The 17,471-nt window shown below is 71.0% G+C and carries 12 protein-coding genes; 5 read left to right on the plus strand and 7 right to left on the minus strand.

What is annotated here, in order from left to right; all coding sequences use genetic code 11:
* Positions 1–3: 3 nt before the first annotated feature.
* From metH to JNB61_RS10550, 4 genes are all read right to left on the minus strand, one after another.
* Positions 4–3,636, minus strand: a complete 3,633-nt coding sequence (metH, locus tag JNB61_RS10535; RefSeq protein WP_220339583.1) for a methionine synthase — start codon at positions 3,634–3,636, stop codon at positions 4–6.
* Between the two features lie 101 nt (positions 3,637–3,737).
* Complete coding sequence (locus JNB61_RS10540; protein WP_220339584.1) at positions 3,738–4,535, minus strand: LLM class F420-dependent oxidoreductase; 798 nt, start codon at positions 4,533–4,535, stop codon at positions 3,738–3,740.
* Between the two features lie 103 nt (positions 4,536–4,638).
* Positions 4,639–5,613, minus strand: a complete 975-nt coding sequence (locus JNB61_RS10545) for a permease prefix domain 1-containing protein (RefSeq protein ID WP_220339585.1) — start codon at positions 5,611–5,613, stop codon at positions 4,639–4,641.
* An 11-nt stretch (positions 5,614–5,624) separates the two neighbouring features.
* Complete coding sequence (locus tag JNB61_RS10550; RefSeq protein WP_159842227.1) at positions 5,625–5,969, minus strand: PadR family transcriptional regulator; 345 nt, start codon at positions 5,967–5,969, stop codon at positions 5,625–5,627.
* A 78-nt stretch (positions 5,970–6,047) separates the two neighbouring features.
* Between JNB61_RS10550 and JNB61_RS10555 the strand changes: the two genes are divergently transcribed.
* Positions 6,048–7,043: an o-succinylbenzoate synthase gene (locus tag JNB61_RS10555; protein ID WP_308291251.1), complete on the plus strand. Its 996-nt coding sequence runs from the start codon at positions 6,048–6,050 to the stop codon at positions 7,041–7,043.
* A 4-nt stretch (positions 7,044–7,047) separates the two neighbouring features.
* Here the strand turns inward: JNB61_RS10555 and JNB61_RS10560 are convergent, their stop codons facing one another.
* Positions 7,048–7,686, minus strand: a complete 639-nt coding sequence (locus JNB61_RS10560; protein WP_220339587.1) for a TetR/AcrR family transcriptional regulator — start codon at positions 7,684–7,686, stop codon at positions 7,048–7,050.
* A gap of 135 nt (positions 7,687–7,821) precedes the next feature.
* Here JNB61_RS10560 and JNB61_RS10565 point away from each other — a divergent pair, with 135 nt between their 5' ends.
* The 4 genes from JNB61_RS10565 (at position 7,822) to JNB61_RS10580 (ending at position 14,640) form a co-directional block, all read left to right on the plus strand.
* Positions 7,822–10,728: an MMPL family transporter gene (locus JNB61_RS10565; RefSeq protein ID WP_220339588.1), complete on the plus strand. Its 2,907-nt coding sequence runs from the start codon at positions 7,822–7,824 to the stop codon at positions 10,726–10,728.
* Entirely contained in the window at positions 10,725–12,818 is a 2,094-nt protein-coding gene (locus JNB61_RS10570; RefSeq protein ID WP_220339589.1) for a YhgE/Pip family protein, read from the plus strand. Before JNB61_RS10565 ends, JNB61_RS10570 begins: the two co-directional genes overlap by 4 nt.
* Positions 12,819–13,034: 216 nt before the next feature.
* Positions 13,035–13,541: a nitroreductase/quinone reductase family protein gene (locus JNB61_RS10575; protein WP_220339590.1), complete on the plus strand. Its 507-nt coding sequence runs from the start codon at positions 13,035–13,037 to the stop codon at positions 13,539–13,541.
* 154 nt (positions 13,542–13,695) lie between these two features.
* Positions 13,696–14,640: a hypothetical protein gene (locus tag JNB61_RS10580; RefSeq protein ID WP_220339591.1), complete on the plus strand. Its 945-nt coding sequence runs from the start codon at positions 13,696–13,698 to the stop codon at positions 14,638–14,640.
* A gap of 9 nt (positions 14,641–14,649) precedes the next feature.
* Here the strand turns inward: JNB61_RS10580 and ccsB are convergent, their stop codons facing one another.
* Positions 14,650–15,741 carry a c-type cytochrome biogenesis protein CcsB gene (gene ccsB / locus JNB61_RS10585; RefSeq protein WP_159842215.1) on the minus strand — a complete coding sequence of 364 codons (1,092 nt, stop codon included), beginning with the start codon at positions 15,739–15,741 and terminating at the stop codon, positions 14,650–14,652.
* A gap of 5 nt (positions 15,742–15,746) precedes the next feature.
* Complete coding sequence (gene resB, locus JNB61_RS10590; protein ID WP_220339592.1) at positions 15,747–17,447, minus strand: cytochrome c biogenesis protein ResB; 1,701 nt, start codon at positions 17,445–17,447, stop codon at positions 15,747–15,749.
* Between the last annotated feature and the right edge of the window lie 24 nt (positions 17,448–17,471).

Consider the following 17,471-nt stretch of genomic DNA (forward strand, 5'->3'; position numbering starts at 1 on the left):
CCGTCAGACGGAGAAGTACTTCGCCTCGGGGTGGTGAAAGACGAAGGCGTCCGTGGACTGCTCGGGGTGCAGCTGCAGCTCCTCGCTGAGCTCGACGCCCATGCGCTCGGGGCGGAGGAGCTCCACGACCTTGCGGCGGTCCTCCATGTCGGGGCACGCGGGGTAGCCGAGGGAGAAGCGGGCGCCGCGGTACTCGAGCTTGAACAGGCCAGCGGTGTCGGCGGGGTCCTCGTGCGAGAAGCCGAGCTCCGACCGGATGCGGGCGTGCCAGAACTCGGCGAGCGCCTCGGTCAGCTGCATCACCAGTCCGTTGAGCTCGTAGTAGTCGCGGTACTTGTCCTCGGCGAAGAGCTTGGCCGTCACCGAGTCGATGTTGGCACCCGCCGTCACGAGCTGCACCGGCATCACGTCGACCTGGCCCGACTCGCGCGCGCGTACGAAGTCGGCGAGGCAGAGGTGCCGGTCGCGCCGCTGGCGCGGGAAGTGGAAGCGCAGGCGGTCGCTGCCGAGCGTGCCGCCCGATCCGCCGTCGGGCGCGAGGAGGCCGGCGGCGCCCAGCGCCCCTGCGGGGTCGTCGCCGTGGTGCAGCACGACGACGTCGTTGCCCTCCGACACGACAGGGAAGAACCCGTACGCGACCGAGGCGTCGAGCATGCCCTCGGCGAGGATGCGGTCGAGCCAGTACCGCAGCCGCGGCCGACCCTCGGTCTCGACGAGCTGCTCGTACGTGGCACCGTCTTGGCCGCGGCCGGGCTTCAGACCCCACTGACCCATGAACGTCGCACGCTCGTCGAGGAACGCCGCGTAATCGTGCAGCGCGAGGCCGCGCACGATGCGGGTGCCCCAGAACGGCGGGGTGGGCACCGGATTGTCGGATGCGACGTCCGAGCGCGCGGGCATCGCCTCGGGCTCGGTCAGCGTGAGCTTGGAGCCGGCCGCGTGGCGGCGCTTCTTCAGCGCCGGCAGCCCGACGGATGCCGGGTCGGCGCCGCGCGCGATCTTGACGAGCGGCTCCATGAGCGCGAGCCCCTCGAACGCGTCGCGGGCGTAGCGCACCTCGCCGTCGAACAGCGAGGCGAGGTCGTCCTCGACGTACGCGCGCGTGAGCGCCGCGCCGCCGAGGATCACCGGCCACTTCTTGCCGAGCCCCCGCGAGGTGAGCTCCTCGAGGTTCTCCTTCATCACGACCGTCGACTTCACGAGCAGTCCCGACATGCCGATGACGTCGGCGTCGTGCTCCTCGGCCGCCGCGATGATGTCGGCGATCGGCTGCTTGATGCCGAGGTTGATGACGTCGTACCCGTTGTTGGTCAGGATGATGTCGACGAGGTTCTTGCCGATGTCGTGAACGTCGCCGCGGACCGTCGCGAGCACGATGCGGCCCTTGCCCGAGGCGTCCGACTTCTCCATGTGCGGTTCGAGAAGCGCCACGGCGTTCTTCATGACCTCGGCCGACTGCAGCACGAACGGCAGCTGCATCTCACCGGCGCCGAAGCGCTCGCCGACCACCTTCATGCCCTCGAGCAGGTGGTCGTTGATGATCTGCAGCGGGGAGAGCCCGCCCTCGCGAGCGAGGTCGAGGTCGGCCTCGAGGCCCTTGCCCTCGCCGTCGATGATGCGGCGCTCGAGCCGTTCGCCCACCGGCAGCGCGGCGAGCTCGGCGGCGCGCTGGTTGCGCAGAGCCGCGGTGTCGACGCCGGCGAAGAGGTCGAGCATCCGTGCCAGCGGGTCGTACGTGACATTGCCGTCGGCGTCGTACTCGCGACGGTCCCACACCAGGTCGAGCGCGACCTTGCGCTGCTCCTCGGAGATGGACGCGAGCGGCACGATCTTGGCGGCGTCGATGATGCCGGAGGTCAAGCCCGCCTCGACCGCCTCGTGCAGGAACGCGGAGTTCAGCACGCTGCGGGCGGCCGGATTGAGGCCGAACGAGACGTTCGAGACGCCGAGCGTCGTGTTGATGCCCGGGTACTTCGCCGTGATCCGGCGGATCGCCTCGATCGTCTCGATCGCGTCGCGGCGCGTCTCCTCCTGGCCGGTCGCGATCGGGAACGTCAGGCAGTCGACGATGATGTCGCTGACGCGCATCCCCCACTCGCCGACGAGCTCGTCGACGAGCCGCGACGCGATCTGCACCTTCCCGTCGGCGGTGCGGGCCTGGCCGTGCTCGTCGATCGTGAGCGCGACCACAGCGGTGCCGTGCTCCTTCACGAGCGGCATGATGCGGCCGAACCGCGACGTCGGTCCGTCGCCGTCCTCGTAGTTGACGGAGTTGACGACCGGCCGCCCGCCGATCAGCTCCAGCCCGGCGGCGATGACCGCGGGCTCGGTCGAGTCGACCACGAGGGGCAGGGTCGACGCCGAGGCGAAGCGCGAGACGACCTCGCGGATGTCGGCGACACCGTCGCGGCCGACGTAGTCGATGCAGACGTCGAGGAGGTGCGCGCCCACCCGGATCTGGTCGCGCGCGATCTCGACGCAGTCGTCCCAGCGCTCCTCGAGCATCGCCTCGCGGAACGCCTTCGAGCCGTTCGCGTTGGTGCGCTCGCCGATCGCCAGGTACGAGGCATCCTGCTGGAACGACACGTGTTGGTACAGCGACGCCACGCCCGGGTCGAGCTCCGGGCGGCGCGCCTCGGCCCCGCCGACCGGGCGCAGGCGGTCGACCACCGCGGCGAGGTGCTCGGGCGTGGTGCCGCAGCATCCGCCGACGAGTCCGAGGCCGAACTCGCGCACGAACTGCTCGTGCGCCGTCGCGAGCTCCACGGGCGTGAGCGGGTAGTGCGCGCCGTTCGCGCCCAGTACGGGCAGACCGGCGTTGGGCATGCAGGCGATCGGCACCGTCGCGTGCTTCGACAGGTGCCGCAGGTGCTCGCTCATCTCGGTCGGGCCGGTGGCGCAGTTGAGGCCGATGGCGTCGACCCCGAGAGGCTCGATGGCCGTGAGCGCCGCGCCGATCTCCGACCCCATGAGCATGGTGCCGGTGGTCTCCACCGTCACCTCGACGAAGATCGGGAGACGGATGCCGCGGCTCACGATCGCCTGACGGCAGCCGTTGATGGCGGCCTTGGTCTGGAGGAGATCCTGGCTGGTCTCGACCAGGAACGCGTCGGCGCCGCCGTCGATGAGTCCCTCGGCCTGCAGCGCGAACGTCTGCTTGAGGTTGTCGTACGTGGTGTGCCCGAGGCTCGGGAGCTTGGTGCCCGGACCCATCGAACCGAGCACCCAGCGCACGCGGCCGTCCGCGGCCTCCGCGGCCTCGACCCGGTCGCGGGCGATCCGCGCGCCCGCCTGGGCGAGCTCGGCGATGCGATCGACGATGCCGTAGTCGTCGAGGTTGGACCAGTTCGCGCCGAACGTGTTCGTCTCGACGGCGTCGACGCCCACCGCGAGGTACGCGTCGTGGATCTCCCCGACGACGTCCGGGCGGGAGACATTGAGGATCTCGTTGCAGCCCTCGAGGCCCTGGAAGTCGCCGTCGATCGAGAGGTCGTAGCGCTGGAGCATCGTGCCCATTGCGCCGTCGGCGATCACGACCCGCTCGCGCACGCCGTCGAGCAGCAGCTGCGAGCGCTCGGGCCTGGGCACCCCGTCGATGTCGAGGGCGAACCGGGGTGCGGGCGGTGCTGCGGTCACCCCCGCGATTTTAGTCGCGGGCCTGTCTTGTGGTCCGGTTCGTGACGGATGCTGCCGCCCGGCGCAGTGCGCCGGGCGGCAGCATCCGTCAGAGAAAGGGGTCAGGCGTTCTTGGCGTCGCGCCACGCGAGCCAGCGGCGGATGAGGTCGTAATCCCAGTCGGGGCCCTGGAAGCCGAGGGTGAACAGGCGCACGCCGGCCTCGTAGAGCTCGTCGGCGACGGCCTCGTCGCGGCGCTGCAGCTCGTTCGAGATCACCAGGTCGGAGGTGTCGCGCTGTTCGCGCTCGGCCCACCGCTCGATGACGTCGAGCTTGTGGGGCAGGCCATCCGGACGCACGAAGCTGTGCCAGATGTCGGCGTGACGGGCGACCAGGCGCAGCGTCTTCTGCTCGCCCGAGCCGCCGATCATCACCGGGATGTCGCGGGTCGGCGCCGGGTTGAGCTTCTGCCAGCGCGCCTCGATGCGCGGGAGCGCGGCGGCGAGGTCGTCGAGGCGGGAGCCGGCCGTGCCGAACTCGTACCCGTACTCCTCGTAGTCCCGCTCGAACCAGCCGGAGCCGGTCGCGAAGATGAAGCGGCCGACGCCGTCCTTCGCCGAGATGTGGTCGATGGTGCGGGCCATGTCGGCCTGCAGGTCGGGGTTGCGGTAGCTGTTGCAGTTGACCAGGGCACCGAACTCGACGCGCTCGGTCTGCTCCGCCCACGCGGCGAGCATCGTCCACGACTCGAAGTGGAGCCCGTCGGGGTCGCCCGACAGCGGGAAGAAGTGATCCCAGTTGAAGAGGATGTCGACGCCCATCTCCTCGAGGCGGAGGACGGCGTCGCGGAAGGCGGAGTAGGGGGCGTGCTGGGGCTGCAGCTGCACGCCGAAGCGCACGGGAGTATCGAGGAGGGGCATGGGGAAAGCGTAGGGCCGGCCCGAGGGGGTCGGCCTCGTTCGAGGGAATGCGCCCGGATGCGGACCGCAGACCTGGTTGCAGTCCGCATCCGGGGAGGCGTCCTCAGCTGAGGACCCGCGACGAGCCCCCGCGCGCACGCGCGGCCTTGAGCGCGGCATCCACCGTGTCCCAGATCGCGACGCCCGCGATCACGAAGCCGCCGATGATCGAGAGGATCTGCCCCACCTCGGCGGCGCCGTCGGAGATGATCGTCGGGAAGTACGCGGGGTTGATGAGGCGCCCCTCGAAGAGCAGCCACAGTGCCGGCACCGCGATGACGAGGTTCAGGATGCCGTTGACCACGGCGAGGCCGACGGTCCAGCGTCCGACCGCATAGACGACGATCGCGAGCACGGCCTCCAGCGCCATGACGGCGAACAGCGCCAGGATCCACCACGGCCAGAGTTCCGGGTCGAGGAAGGAGAGCCCTGGTTCGGTGGGAACGAATCCGACGAACAGATCCCACAGCACGACCCCGGCCATGATCCCGAGGAACGCCAGCGACGCGATCATGTCGCCGAGACCGGCACCCTTCTGGCGCGGCTCGGGCAGCTGGTCTGGCGTCCAGCGCTGGCCGTCGATCGTCTCGTGGCCGGTGCGCTCGAGGATCACGAAGACGAGCGTCGTCCAGAACGCGAGGTGCACGACCACCGAGAGCACCAGCGGCACGAGGGCGCCGATGATCTCGCCGAACGTGGCGCCGTCGAGCACCATCGCGAGCGAGACGCCGAACGCGGCGCACGCGGGCACGATGTACAGCAGCAGCTTCAGCAGCCGCGACCAGTCGAGGAAGTAGCGCGGCCCGACGAGCCACAGCGGGCGGTCGGTGTACTGCGCGGCGAGCCTGTCGGGGTCGCCGAGCTCGATGAGCACGGCGCGCTCGGCGTCGCCCTGCTGCTCGCCCTGCTCGATGCGGGCCTCGATCTGGTCGTCGATCGACGCGCGCAGCTCGGCGGCGAGGTCGGCGCGCTGCGCCTCGGGGACGGTCCGCATCGCGGCGTCGACGTAGCGGTCGGTGAAGGTGGCGGTGGAGGTCATGTCAGTTCTCCTCAGTGCTGATCGTCGGAGTCGGGGAGGGCGTCGATCGCCACGGCGATCGCGCGGAAGTCGTCGGTGAGGGCGCCCGCCAGGCGCAGCCCGGCGGCGCTGGTGCGGTAGAACTTGCGCGGGCGGGACTCGTCGGTATTCCACTCGCTCGTGAGAAAGCCCTGCTTCTCGAGGCGCCGCAGCAGCGGGTACAGCGTGTTCGCGTCGGTCGGGAAGCCACGCTCCCCCAGCTCTTCGAGCAGCCCGTACCCGTACCCCGGCGTCTCGAGCAGCCGCAGGCAGGCCAGCACGATGGTGCCGCGCCGCAGCTCCTGCAGGTGCGTCTCGAGGATCTCGGATTCGCTCATGCATCACACCATACTGTGTGTCACACACTATCGTCAATGACACATCGCTGTTCGGCTGAGTTGGGACAGGATGAAGGGGTGAGCAGTGCAGCAGCTTGGCCGGACCTCGCCGAGATCCTCGACACCGCGCACGTGGTCGCGCTGCCGCTGGCCACACGGTTCCGCGGCATCGACGTTCGCGAGGCGCTCCTCTTCGAGGGCCCCGAGGGCTGGGCCGAGTTCTCGCCCTTCACCGAGTACGACGACGCCGAGGCCTCGAGTTGGCTGGCTGCCGCCATCGAGGATTCGCGGATGCCGCGACCCGCCGCCCGCCGGGAGGTCATCGGCGTCAACGCGACCGTGCCGGCGGTGGCCGCAGCATCCGTCCCGTCCGTGCTCGCGCGGTTCGACGGCTGCCGGACGGCGAAGGTCAAGGTGGCAGAGCCCGGCCAGGTGCTCGCTGACGACGTCGCGCGCGTGCGTGCGGTGCGCGAGGCGATGGGGCCCGAGGGGCGCATCCGCGTCGACGCCAACGGCGCGTGGAACGTGGACGAAGCCGAGCACGCGGTGCATGCGCTCGCCGAGTTCGACCTCGAGTACGTCGAGCAGCCGTGCGCGAGCGTGGAGGAGCTCGCGGAGCTCCGCCGACGTGTGAAGTACATGGGCATCCCGATCGCTGCCGACGAGAGCGTGCGCAAGGCCGCCGACCCGCTCGCGGTCGCACGGGCCGGGGCGGCCGATCTGCTCGTGATCAAGGCGCAGCCGCTCGGCGGCGTGCGCCGGGCGCTCGAGATCGTGCAGGAGGCCGGGCTCCCCGCCATCGTGTCGAGCGCCCTCGACACCTCCGTGGGACTCTCGATGGGGGTGGCGCTGGCGGCCGCCCTCCCCGAGCTGGACTACGACTGCGGGCTCGGCACCGCGTCGCTGTTCACGTCCGACGTCGTCGACCCGCCGCTCACGCCGCGCACCGGCCTGCTCACGGTGGGTCGTGTCACCCCCGACCCGGCGCTGCTCGCCGAGCATGCAGCATCCGTCGCCCGCCGCCAGTGGTGGCTCGACCGGGTGCGCCGCTGCTACGCGGTCCTTCGCGGCTAGCGGGTCAGAGGGGGTCGACCAGCGCCGTCGCGAGGCGGGCGGTGCGCTCGTTCACGAGGGCCTGCATCTCGGGTGTGCTGAGGCCCGACATGATGGCGTAGGCCGACGTGTCTTCCCAGGTCTGCAGGATGACGCCGGCGAACTCCTGGGCGGGCACGCGCAGGCGGAAGCGGTAGGTCAGCGCGAGCTCCTCGATGAACGAGCCGACGCGCTCGACCATGCCGGTCTGCCACGCGAGGTAGGTCTCGGCCAGCCGCTGATCACGCATGGCGCGGGTGCGGATCTCGCTCGTCAGCAGGATGCCCTGCTTCTTGTCGAATGCGACGTCGAGCAGCTGGCGCACCAGGGCGCCGGGCTCGAGGTCTTCCCCACGCTCCTGCAGCTGGGCGACGCGCTCGGCGACCTCGTCGATCTTCTCACCGGCGACCCGCTCGGTGAGCGCGAGCATCAGCTCGTCCTTGGTCTCGAAGTTGGAGTAGAAGGCGCCGCGCGTGAATCCGGCGCGCTCGCAGATCGCTTCGACGGATGCTGCGTCCAGGCCGACTTCCGCGAACACCAGGGCGGCGGCATCCAGCAGCTTCTGCCGGGTCGCCTCGCGACGGGGCGAGGTGCTGGTCGCTTCGGCCACGGGGGTGTCGGTCATCGATCCTCCATCTCGTCCAGTCTCACACGCACTACACAGGTTCGGGCAGGCAACCCGCTTTACGATACACTCATGTATCCGATACAGCGCTGTATCGACGGTTCCCGAACTCTCCACCCGTAACCGGAGGCGCTGTTGTCGACTCTTCTGTACGCGCTCGGCCGCTGGACCTACCGTCACCCGTGGCGGGTGCTGGTCTCGTGGCTGATGCTGCTGGGCATCGCCCTCGGCTTCGCGATTCCGCACCTGGGCGGCACCGACAACTCGTTCTCGATCCCGGGGACCGAGGCGCAGGAGGGCATCGAGCTGCTCGACCGCAGCTTCCCGCAGGCGAGCGGCACGAGCGCGCAGCTGGTCATCGTGACCGCGGACGGCGACCGGGTCGGCGAGGAGCCGTACGCGGGCGCGATCGAGGACACCGTCGCCCACCTCGAGGATCTCGACGGCGTCATCGCGGTCACCGACCCCTTCAACGAGATGGTGACCGGCATGGTGTCGGACGACGAGTCCGCCGCGATCATCCGCCTGCAGTTCGACGGCCAGTCCACCGACGTCTCCGACGAGACGAAACAAGGCCTCGAAGACGTCGCCGACGACCTTCGCGAGACGCTCCCCGAAGGCTCGCAGGTCGCCATGGGCGGCGATCTCTTCTCGAGCTCGGTACCCGCACTGTCGCTCATCGAGGCGGTCGGCGTGCTGATCGCGCTGTTCGTCCTCATCGTGACCTTCCGCTCGTTCGCGGTGGCGTGGTTCCCGCTCGTGTCGGCGCTGATCGGCGTCGGCCTCGCCATCGCGCTCATCTTCGTCGCCACGGCGTTCGTCTCGGTCTCGTCGACCACCCCGATGCTCGCGATCATGCTGGGGCTCGCGGTCGGCATCGACTATGCCCTGTTCATCGTCGCGCGACATCAGGACCAGGTGCGCGTGGGCGTCGAACCCGAGGAGTCCGCCGCGCGCGCGACCGGCACGGCGGGGTCCGCCGTCGTGTTCGCCGGCATCACGGTGCTCATCGCCCTCATCGGCCTCGGCTTCGCCGGCATCCCGTTCCTCACCACGATGGGCATCGCCGCCGCAGTGGCCGTCGCGATCGCCGTCGTCGTCGCGATCACGCTGACGCCGGCCCTCCTCGGCTTCGCGAAGCACCGCGTCGCGGGCTGGGGCCACGGCAGGAAGCGGAGAGGGATGCCGCTGCCCGGCGCCCGCCGTTCCACGACGCCCGAGGCCGAGAACGCTGACGAGAATCCGGACTCCGGTGTCGAGGCGGCCGACGGCGCCGAAGGGGCACTCGCGGACCACGCGCCGACGAAGCGGACCAACCGCTGGGTCACGCTGGTGACCAGGCACCCCATCGTCACCACCGTCGCCGTGGTGGTCACCCTCGGCGTCATGGCGATCCCGGCCGCAAGCCTCGCGCTCGCCCTGCCGAACGCCGGTCAGCAGCCGGAGTCGAGCCAGGCACGTCAGGCGTACGACCTCACGGCCGAGCACTTCGGGCCGGGGTCGAACGGCCCGCTCATCATGACCGGCACGATCGTGACGTCGACGGATCCGCTCGGGCTCATGGCCGACCTCAAGGCCGAGATCGAGAAGGTGCCGGGCGTGAAGGAGGTCGCACTCGCGACGCCGAACGAGACGGCCGACACCGGGCTGGTGCAGATCGTGCCCGAGACCGCTCCCGATGACCCGGCGACCGCTCAGCTCGTGCGGGACCTCCGCGCACTCGCCCCCGAGCTCGAGGAGGAGTACGGCGTCGACCTCAAGGTGACCGGGTTCACCGCCGTCGGGATCGACATCTCGGACCGCCTGGGCGCCGCCCTGCTGCCGTTCGGAGTGTTCGTCGTCGGCCTGTCGCTCGTGCTGCTCATGATCGTGTTCCGCTCGATCTGGGTGCCGATCAAGGCCGCCCTCGGCTACCTGCTGTCGGTGATGGCCGCGTTCGGCGTCGTCGCGGCGGTCTTCGAGTGGGGCTGGGGCGCGGACCTCCTGCACGTGGACCGCACCGGCCCGGTGATCAGCTTCATGCCGATCATCCTCATGGGCGTGCTGTTCGGACTGGCGATGGACTACGAGGTCTTCCTCGTCAGCCGCATGCGCGAGGACTACGTTCACGCCCGCCGCGCCGCCGGCGGCCACACGACGCGCGGCGGCCGTGACATCGCGGTGGGCGCGGTGCGATCGGGCTTCACGGCCTCGGCGCGTGTGGTCACCGCGGCGGCCGTCATCATGTTCGCGGTGTTCGCAGCCTTCGTGCCCGAGGGCGACTCGTCGATCAAGCCCATCGCGCTCGGCCTCGCCGTCGGCATCGCCGTCGACGCGTTCCTCGTGCGCATGACGCTCGTGCCGGCGGTCATGACCCTGCTCGGCGACAAGGCGTGGTGGATGCCGCGCTGGCTCGAGCGGGTCCTGCCGCACTTCGACATCGAGGGCGAGGCCGTGGAGCGCGAGCTGTCGCTCGCGGAGTGGCCCGAGCCCGACACGACGGCGGTGGTCGTCGGCGACGGCGTCGCCGTGCGTGCGGACGCGGGCGGCTCGGCCGGCGAGGTCGTGCTGTTCGAAGACGCGGCGTTCCGGGTCGAGCCCGGCGGCACGCTCATCGCGACCGGCGACCCCCGCGCCGCACGGGCCTTCGCGCTCACGATCGCGGCGCGGCTCGCCACCACCGACGGACGCCTGCGCGTCGCCGGGCACCTGCTCCCCGAGCGCGGGGCCTGGGTGCGTGCGCACGTCGGCTTGGCGCTCCTCGCCGACGCCGATGACCGCGTGCCGGCGCTGCGCCGCGCGCTCGCCGGCAAGGCGAGCCTCGTCGTGATCGAAGGCGTCGACGCACTCGAACACGCGGAGCGCGACCAGGCCGCAGCTCTCCTGCGCGACGCCGCGGCGGCGCTCGCGGCGGGCGACCAGCGGCTGACGCTCGTCGTGACGGGCCGCACCGAGAGCGCCGCCCTCGCCCTCCTCGCGGACGCGCACCGCCCCGACGTGACCTCGATCACGCTGCGTTCCGCCACCACCCAGACCACCCCCACCGCAGAGGTGAACGCATGACCCCGAACTGGATCACCACGGCCGTCGAGCGCGCCCGCTCGACGCGGCCCGTCACGTGGGTGACGCTGATCGGCGTGCTGCTGCTGCCCGTCGTGATCGGCGGCATCCTGGTGGCCGCGCTGTACAACCCGGTCGAGCGGCTCGACAGCCTGACCGCCGCCGTCGTGAACGAGGACGAGCCGGTCACGGTCGACGGGCAGCTGGTGCCACTGGGCCGCCAGCTCACCGCCGGGCTCGTCGAGGGCTCGGACGACCTCGAGAGCAACCTCACCTGGACGCTCTCGAACGCGGACGACGCGGCGGCCGGTCTCGCCGACGGCACGTACGCCGCGGTCATCACGATCCCCGAGAACTTCACGGCCGCCGCCCTGTCGACCCGGCCCGGTGAGACGCCCGAGCAGGCCACGATCGAGGTGACGACGCCGCCCGACAGCCTCATCGTCGACGACGCCATCACGGCGCAGGTCGCCTCCGCCGCGGCATCGACAATGGGCACCGAGCTGTCGACCGTGTACCTGGAGAATGTCTTCCTCGGCTTCACGACGCTGGGCGACCAGCTCGGCACCGCGGCCGACGGCGCGCAGCAGCTCGCCGACGGTGCGACCCAGGCCGCCGACGGCGCGGCACAGCTCCCCGACGGCATCTCGCAGCTCGCGGACGGCAACGAGCAGCTCGCGAACGGCGCCTCGCAGCTCGCGAGCGGCGCCGGCCAGGTCGCGGGCGGTGCGACCTCGCTGCAGTCGGGGCTGACGACCATCGCCGGCAAGACGCGCGAGGCCGCGGCCGGCGCTCAGCAGATCGCGGACGGCGTGAACACGGGCGCGGCGACGCTGGAGCAGACGGGTGTCGTGCCCGACGGGCTCACGCAGGTCGCCACCGGCGCGAATGCGGCGACCGCTGCGGCGGCGGCGGAGGCGAAGGCGAACTTCGAGGACCTGCAGAAGCTCGCGGCTTCCTGCGCGCAGCCCGGGGACTTCTGCGCTCAGCTCGGAGCCGCAGTGGCCTCGGCCGGCAAGACGTCGGCGATCCTCAACGGCACCGACCCGGTGGAGAATCCCGGCGCGGTGGCTCTGACGAAGTACACGGCGGACGGCATCGCCCAGCTGAACACCGGCGTGACCGCGGAGTTCGCCAGGCAGTTCCGTGAGATCGGCGCCGGCGTCGGCGCGCTCGCGGGCGGCATCACCCAGCTCGCCGGCGGCATCGACCAGTCGGCGGCGGGGGCGGGCCAGCTCGCGACAGGCGTCACCGGCCTGCAGAGCGGTGCGAGCGGCCTCTCCGACGGCGCGTCGCAGCTCGCCTCCGGTGCGACCCAGGCCGCCGACGGCGCGACCAGCCTCGCCGACGGCGTGGCCCAGCTGGCGGACGGCGCCGGCGAGCTCGCGACCGGCCTGGCCACGGCATCCGATTCCCTCCCGTCGTACACCGACGACGAGGCGACCGACCTCGCCACCGTGGTGGCGAACCCCGTCGAGGCCGAGGGCGTGGGAACGTCGCTCTTCGGCGCCTCGGCGATCCCGCTACTCGCGACCCTCGCCTTATGGTTCGGCGGCCTCGGCACATTCGTCGCGCTGCAGGCGGTTTCGCGTCGCGCGCTCACGTCGCGCAAGCCCTCGGCGCTGCTCGCCCTGCGCTCGTTCGCCCCGGCGGCCGCGCTCGGCGCCGTGCAGGGAATGCTGGTCGCGGGCGTCGTGCAGCTCGCCGCCTCGTACACGTGGGCGGACTGGTGGGTGTTCGCCCTGGTCTGCGTTGTCGCGGGAGTCGCGTTCGCCGCCGTGAACCAGGCGCTCATCGCCGTGTTCGGCGGCGCCGGGCGATGGATCTCGGCGTTGATCGGCGTCTTCGCGGTGGCGACCGGCGTCGTCTCGACGGTGCCCGGCGTGCTCTCGAGCGTCGCGGCGCTGCTGCCGACCGGCCCCGCCTACAACGGCATGCTCGCCGCGCTCACCTCGGCGCCAGGCCTGGGCGCGGCGATCGCCGGACTCGTGGTGTGGACGCTGGTCGGCCTGGGTGCGACGATCCTCGCGGTCGCGCGCCGACGCAGCACGTCGGCACGGGCGCTGCTGAAGACGGCCCCGGTCACCGCCTGACCCCGTCGGGCCCCGGAGCCCCGGCCGCCTCGCGACCGGGGCTCTGTGCGTGTGATCGGGGTTTGGGTCGCAGTACGGACGTTCGGGGCGCACAGCGCGCGCCCCGAACGCCCGGCACACGCCCCGAACCCGTCACTGTAGCCTCGGCCGATCGGCCGCACATGCTGGCCGATCGGCCGATTGCCCGCACGGTGGCGGCGCGTCAGGATCGGAGTCATGAACGCCCCCGAGCCCTCGCCTCGTCCGATCGAGGCGCCGCGGAACCCGGCCCGGATCCCGCCGCGCTGGTTCATCCGCACCGCGTGGGTCGTTCATCGCGCGCTGTACCGGGTGACCGGCGGACGCGTGGGGCTGCGGCATCCCTCCCCCACCGTCTACGGGATGATGCGCCTGCACACGGTCGGCCGCCGGTCGGGCAGCCCGCGCGTCGCCATCCTCGGGTACTTCGAGGACGGCCCCGACCTCGTCACCCTCGCGATGAACGGGTGGGGGGATCCGCCGCCGGCGTGGTGGCTGAACCTTCAGGCCCGGCCCGCGGCATCCGTCGATCTTCCCGAAGGCACCCGTGACGTCATTGCCCACGAGGCGACAGGCGCCGAGCGCGAACGCCTATGGGCCGTGTGGCGCACCCTCGAGGGCGATGCGGACCTCGACGCCTACGCGGCGCTGCGCAGCCGCCAGACGCCGGTGGTCGTCCTGAGCCCCGTGCCCGCCGCGGCCTGACCGCGATCCGCGGGATCGCCGCCGGTCATCCGCGTGCGCGGGTGCGCTGCGGACGGGCGGATGCCGCGCTGCGGCGTATCTCGGAGCGCCCGGAGTCCCTCTCCCCTGACGAGTAACCGTTCACCCCGGACGACGTCGATCGGTGGGAGCCGACATGAGAGGACGTCTCGCCTCAACAGCGCTGCTCGGCGCAGTGCTGGCCATCCTGACCGGATGCGGCGCGCAGGGCGACGCGTCGCCCGCCGACCCGGTGCCGGTGCCGGAGCCCCTGCCGGGAGACGTCGATGGCGGCGCTCCCCCGCCGTTTCCCGAAACGCCTCCGGACGGGCCGGACCCCGCCGATCCGCAGCCCACCCCGTTGCCGCCCCCGACCGGCGGCCCCGACGGCGAGGGCGGGGATATCGGCGGCGGCCCCGAAGATGCCGTGGCCCTGTTCCAGGAGCGCTGCGCGCGCGGCGTCGAGGAATGGCGGGATGCCCTCGTCGACTACCCCGCTCGAATGAGCGTGACGATCGAGCTCGGCGCCAACTACAACGCGGCCGTGGATGCACGTTCACAGCCGCTTCCCCCCGATGAGGTCGTCGAGGCCGAGGACGGCGCAGCGACCAGCGAAGCCGTGCTCGTGAAGTGCACAGTCGCCGCGCGACTGACCGCCGTCGGCGAGGCGATGGAGGTGCTCGACCAGGCGAGCGAGACGGACGCCGGATGGGTGCTGCAGGAGTTCACCCCGAGCGGCGTCATCGAGTGGTCGTGGACGGTGACCGCGCACAAGCCGGTCGACGAGCAGCTGCGGCTCGAGCTGCGACCCGCCATCGTCCTCGACGAATCGGCGGGCGATCTCGAGTACGCGGGGAAGAACGTGTCGTCGTTCACGACGGACGTGCACGTGAAGGCCTCGGCGCTCCACCACGCCGCCTACTGGGTCGACGTGAACCGGCCGCTCATCTGGACGATCGGCAGCGCGGTCGGCGCGGCGACGCTCGCCGTCATCGTCTGGTGGAGAAAGGCGCGCAGCCCCCGCAAGGATGCACCGACCAGTGAGCGGACCAAAGGTCCCGCTCCCGTGTCGCGAACAGCTGCTCGCGGCAGCAGAACGTGACGGGTGAGCTCAGCTGAGACCCGAGTAGGCGTGCAGGCCCTTGAAGAACATGTTCACGATCGTGAAGTTGAAGATCACGGCCGTGAACCCGATGATCGACAGCCACGCCGAGCGGGCGCCGCGCCAGCCGCGCGTGGCCCGCGCGTGGATGTAGCCGGCGTACAGCACCCAGATCACGAAGGTCCAGACTTCCTTCGTGTCGAAGCCCCAGTAGCGTCCCCACGCGTCGTTCGCCCAGATCGAGCCGGCGATGAGCGTGAAGGTCCAGAAGATGAAGCCGAGGATCGCGAAACGGTAGGCCAGCGACTCGAGCGCATCGGCGCTCGGGAGGGTCTTGAGAAAACCCGGTCCCGTCTTGGCGGTCCCGGATGCTGCGGCCTCCGCCTTCGCGAGAGCCGCGATCTTCGTCTCGCGCCGGGCCTGCATGAGCTGCAGAACCGAGAGTCCGAACGCGAGGGCGAACAGCGCCGTCGCGAGGGACGCCACGAAGACGTGGATGACGAGCCACACGGACTTCAGCGGGTCCATCAGGGGGACGATGTCGGTGTAGAACCAGATCGCCGTGCCGCCGAGCAGCACCACCACGAGTCCGGTGATGAAGGTTCCGAGGAACCGCAGGTCGTAGCGGAACAGAACGCCGAGGTAGACCGCGATGATGAGGAGCGTGCCGGTGAGGGCGAACTCGTACATGTTCGACCACGGCACGCGCCCCGCGGCGATACCGCGGGTGACGTCGCCGCCTAGGTGGAACAGGAAGCCGAGCACCGTCAGCGACGTGCCGATGCGCGCCCAGACGAGCCGCGCGCGCTTGCCCACCGGAGCGTTGAGCGCCTCCTCCGACGCGGTCTCCTGTGCGCGCATCTGCTCGATGATGCCGGTGCGCGAGCCTGCACCCCCACCGCCCGCTGCCACGAGTTCGCGCTCGCGGGCGGTCCTGGCCGCGGCATCCTTCGCGGCAGCATCCTTCGCATCGACGGCGACGGCACCGCGGCGGGCCAGGTCGACCGCGTACGCGATGAACGCGAGGGCGTAGATCGCGATGGCCGTCCAGACCAGCAGCACCGAGACGTCGTCGAGGGTGAGGGGGGAGGCGTCGGGCATGGCTCTCAGTCTACGTCGGGGGTGGATCCGGGCTTCGTGTCCCGCGCGCCGGTGGCGGCGGAGTCGGCGAGCGACGCGAGGTGACGCTGGGCGAACTGCTCGACGGCGCCATCGAGCGCGGGGTCCTCGCCACGGGCGAGACCGGCGTACTCGAGGTGCACCGTGTGGCCCTGCCTGGTCGCCTTGACCCACATGCGGCGGCGTGGGACGAAGAGCGCGGCGAGCAGGCCCGCCGTCGCGAGCACGGCGAAGACGAGCACCCACGTCGCCGCGGCGTCGCGGTGGATCGACAGCGACACGTACCGCTTGACCGAGTCCTGGAATCCGGCGGCGTCGGGGGCCTCGTTCTCGAAGGTGATCGTGCCGAGGCCGTCCGGGAGGTCCACGGTGTCGCCGGGCTTCATCTCCAGCGACTGCGTGCCGGAGTCACCGCCCGCGAGCTGCGTCATCTCACTGGGGTCGAGCGTGTACACCGACTTCGGCACGCCGCCGTCGATGCCGAGGTCGCCGGCGTAGACCCAGAACGTGAGCATCGGGTACTCGAGGTCGCCGTAGACCGAGGTGAAGGCCCCGTTCGTGAGCTCCTGCGCAGTGGGATAGAAGAAGCCGACGAGGCCCACCTGCTCACGCAGGCCGTCGGGTACCTTCACGACGCCTTGCGAGGTCATGTTGTTGTCCTGCGGAAGGAACGGCACGGGCTCCGAGAACACCACGTCGCCGGCGTCGTTTCGGATGGTGATGGTGGGCGCGTAGCCGTTGCCCATCAGGTAGACCTTGTCGCCGGCGATCTGGAGCGGGTGGTTGACACGCACCTCGCCCTCCGCGGCGTCGGCGTTCGGGAACTGCGTCGTCAGGTGCGCGACGAAGTCGCCCGCCTGGCCTGCGCCCTGCTGGCCGGGCGTGACGTACGAGAGCGAGAAGTCGTCGAGGGTGAGGGCGTAGGGCTCGAGGGCGTCCTCGTCGACGAACCGGCCGGGGTTGAACGACGTGTAGTCGAGCATCGTGTTGACCCACGTGCGGCCCTCGATGATGACGGTCTGGCCGGTGTAGGTGAATCCGCCGCCGATGCCGACCGCGAGCAGCACGCCGACCAGCGACGCGTGGAACACCAGGTTGCCGGTCTCACGCAGATATCCGCGCTCCGCCGACACCGAGAGCGCCTTCGCTCCGTCGTAGCGGGCGATACGGTAGCCAGCCTTCTTCAGCTGCTGCTCGGCGGCCTCGATCGCGCGCGCCGCGGCGGCTGCGGCATCCGTGTCGTCCTGGTACTCCAGGATCTCGGAGCGGTGCGCCTCCAGCCGACCCAGCCGCGCGGGAGTGCGCGGCGGCTGCGCGCGCATCGCCTTGTAGTGGTGCTTCGTGCGCGGGATGACGCAGCCGACGAGCGAGACGAACAGCAGGATGTAGATCGCCGAGAACCACGGCGAGGTGTACACGTCGAACAGGCTCAGGTTGTCGAGCACCGGCGCGAGGTCGGGGTTGTCGACGAAGTACTGGCGCACGCCGTTGGGATCGGCGCTGCGCTGCGGCACGAGCGAGCCCGGCACGGCGGCGATCGCGAGGAGGAGCAGCAGCACCAGCGCAGTGCGCATCGACGTGAGCTGTCGCCAGCCCCAGCGCAGCCACCCGACGACCCCGAGGGCCGGCTGGGTGACGTCGGATGCCGCGGAATCCGCGTGGTCGGAGGGCCGGAGGGGGTCGGTCATCTCGTCGGTCGTCGAACCTTCCGA

Source organism: Microbacterium ureisolvens, assembly GCF_019511645.1.
Classification (GTDB): domain Bacteria; phylum Actinomycetota; class Actinomycetes; order Actinomycetales; family Microbacteriaceae; genus Microbacterium; species Microbacterium ureisolvens_A.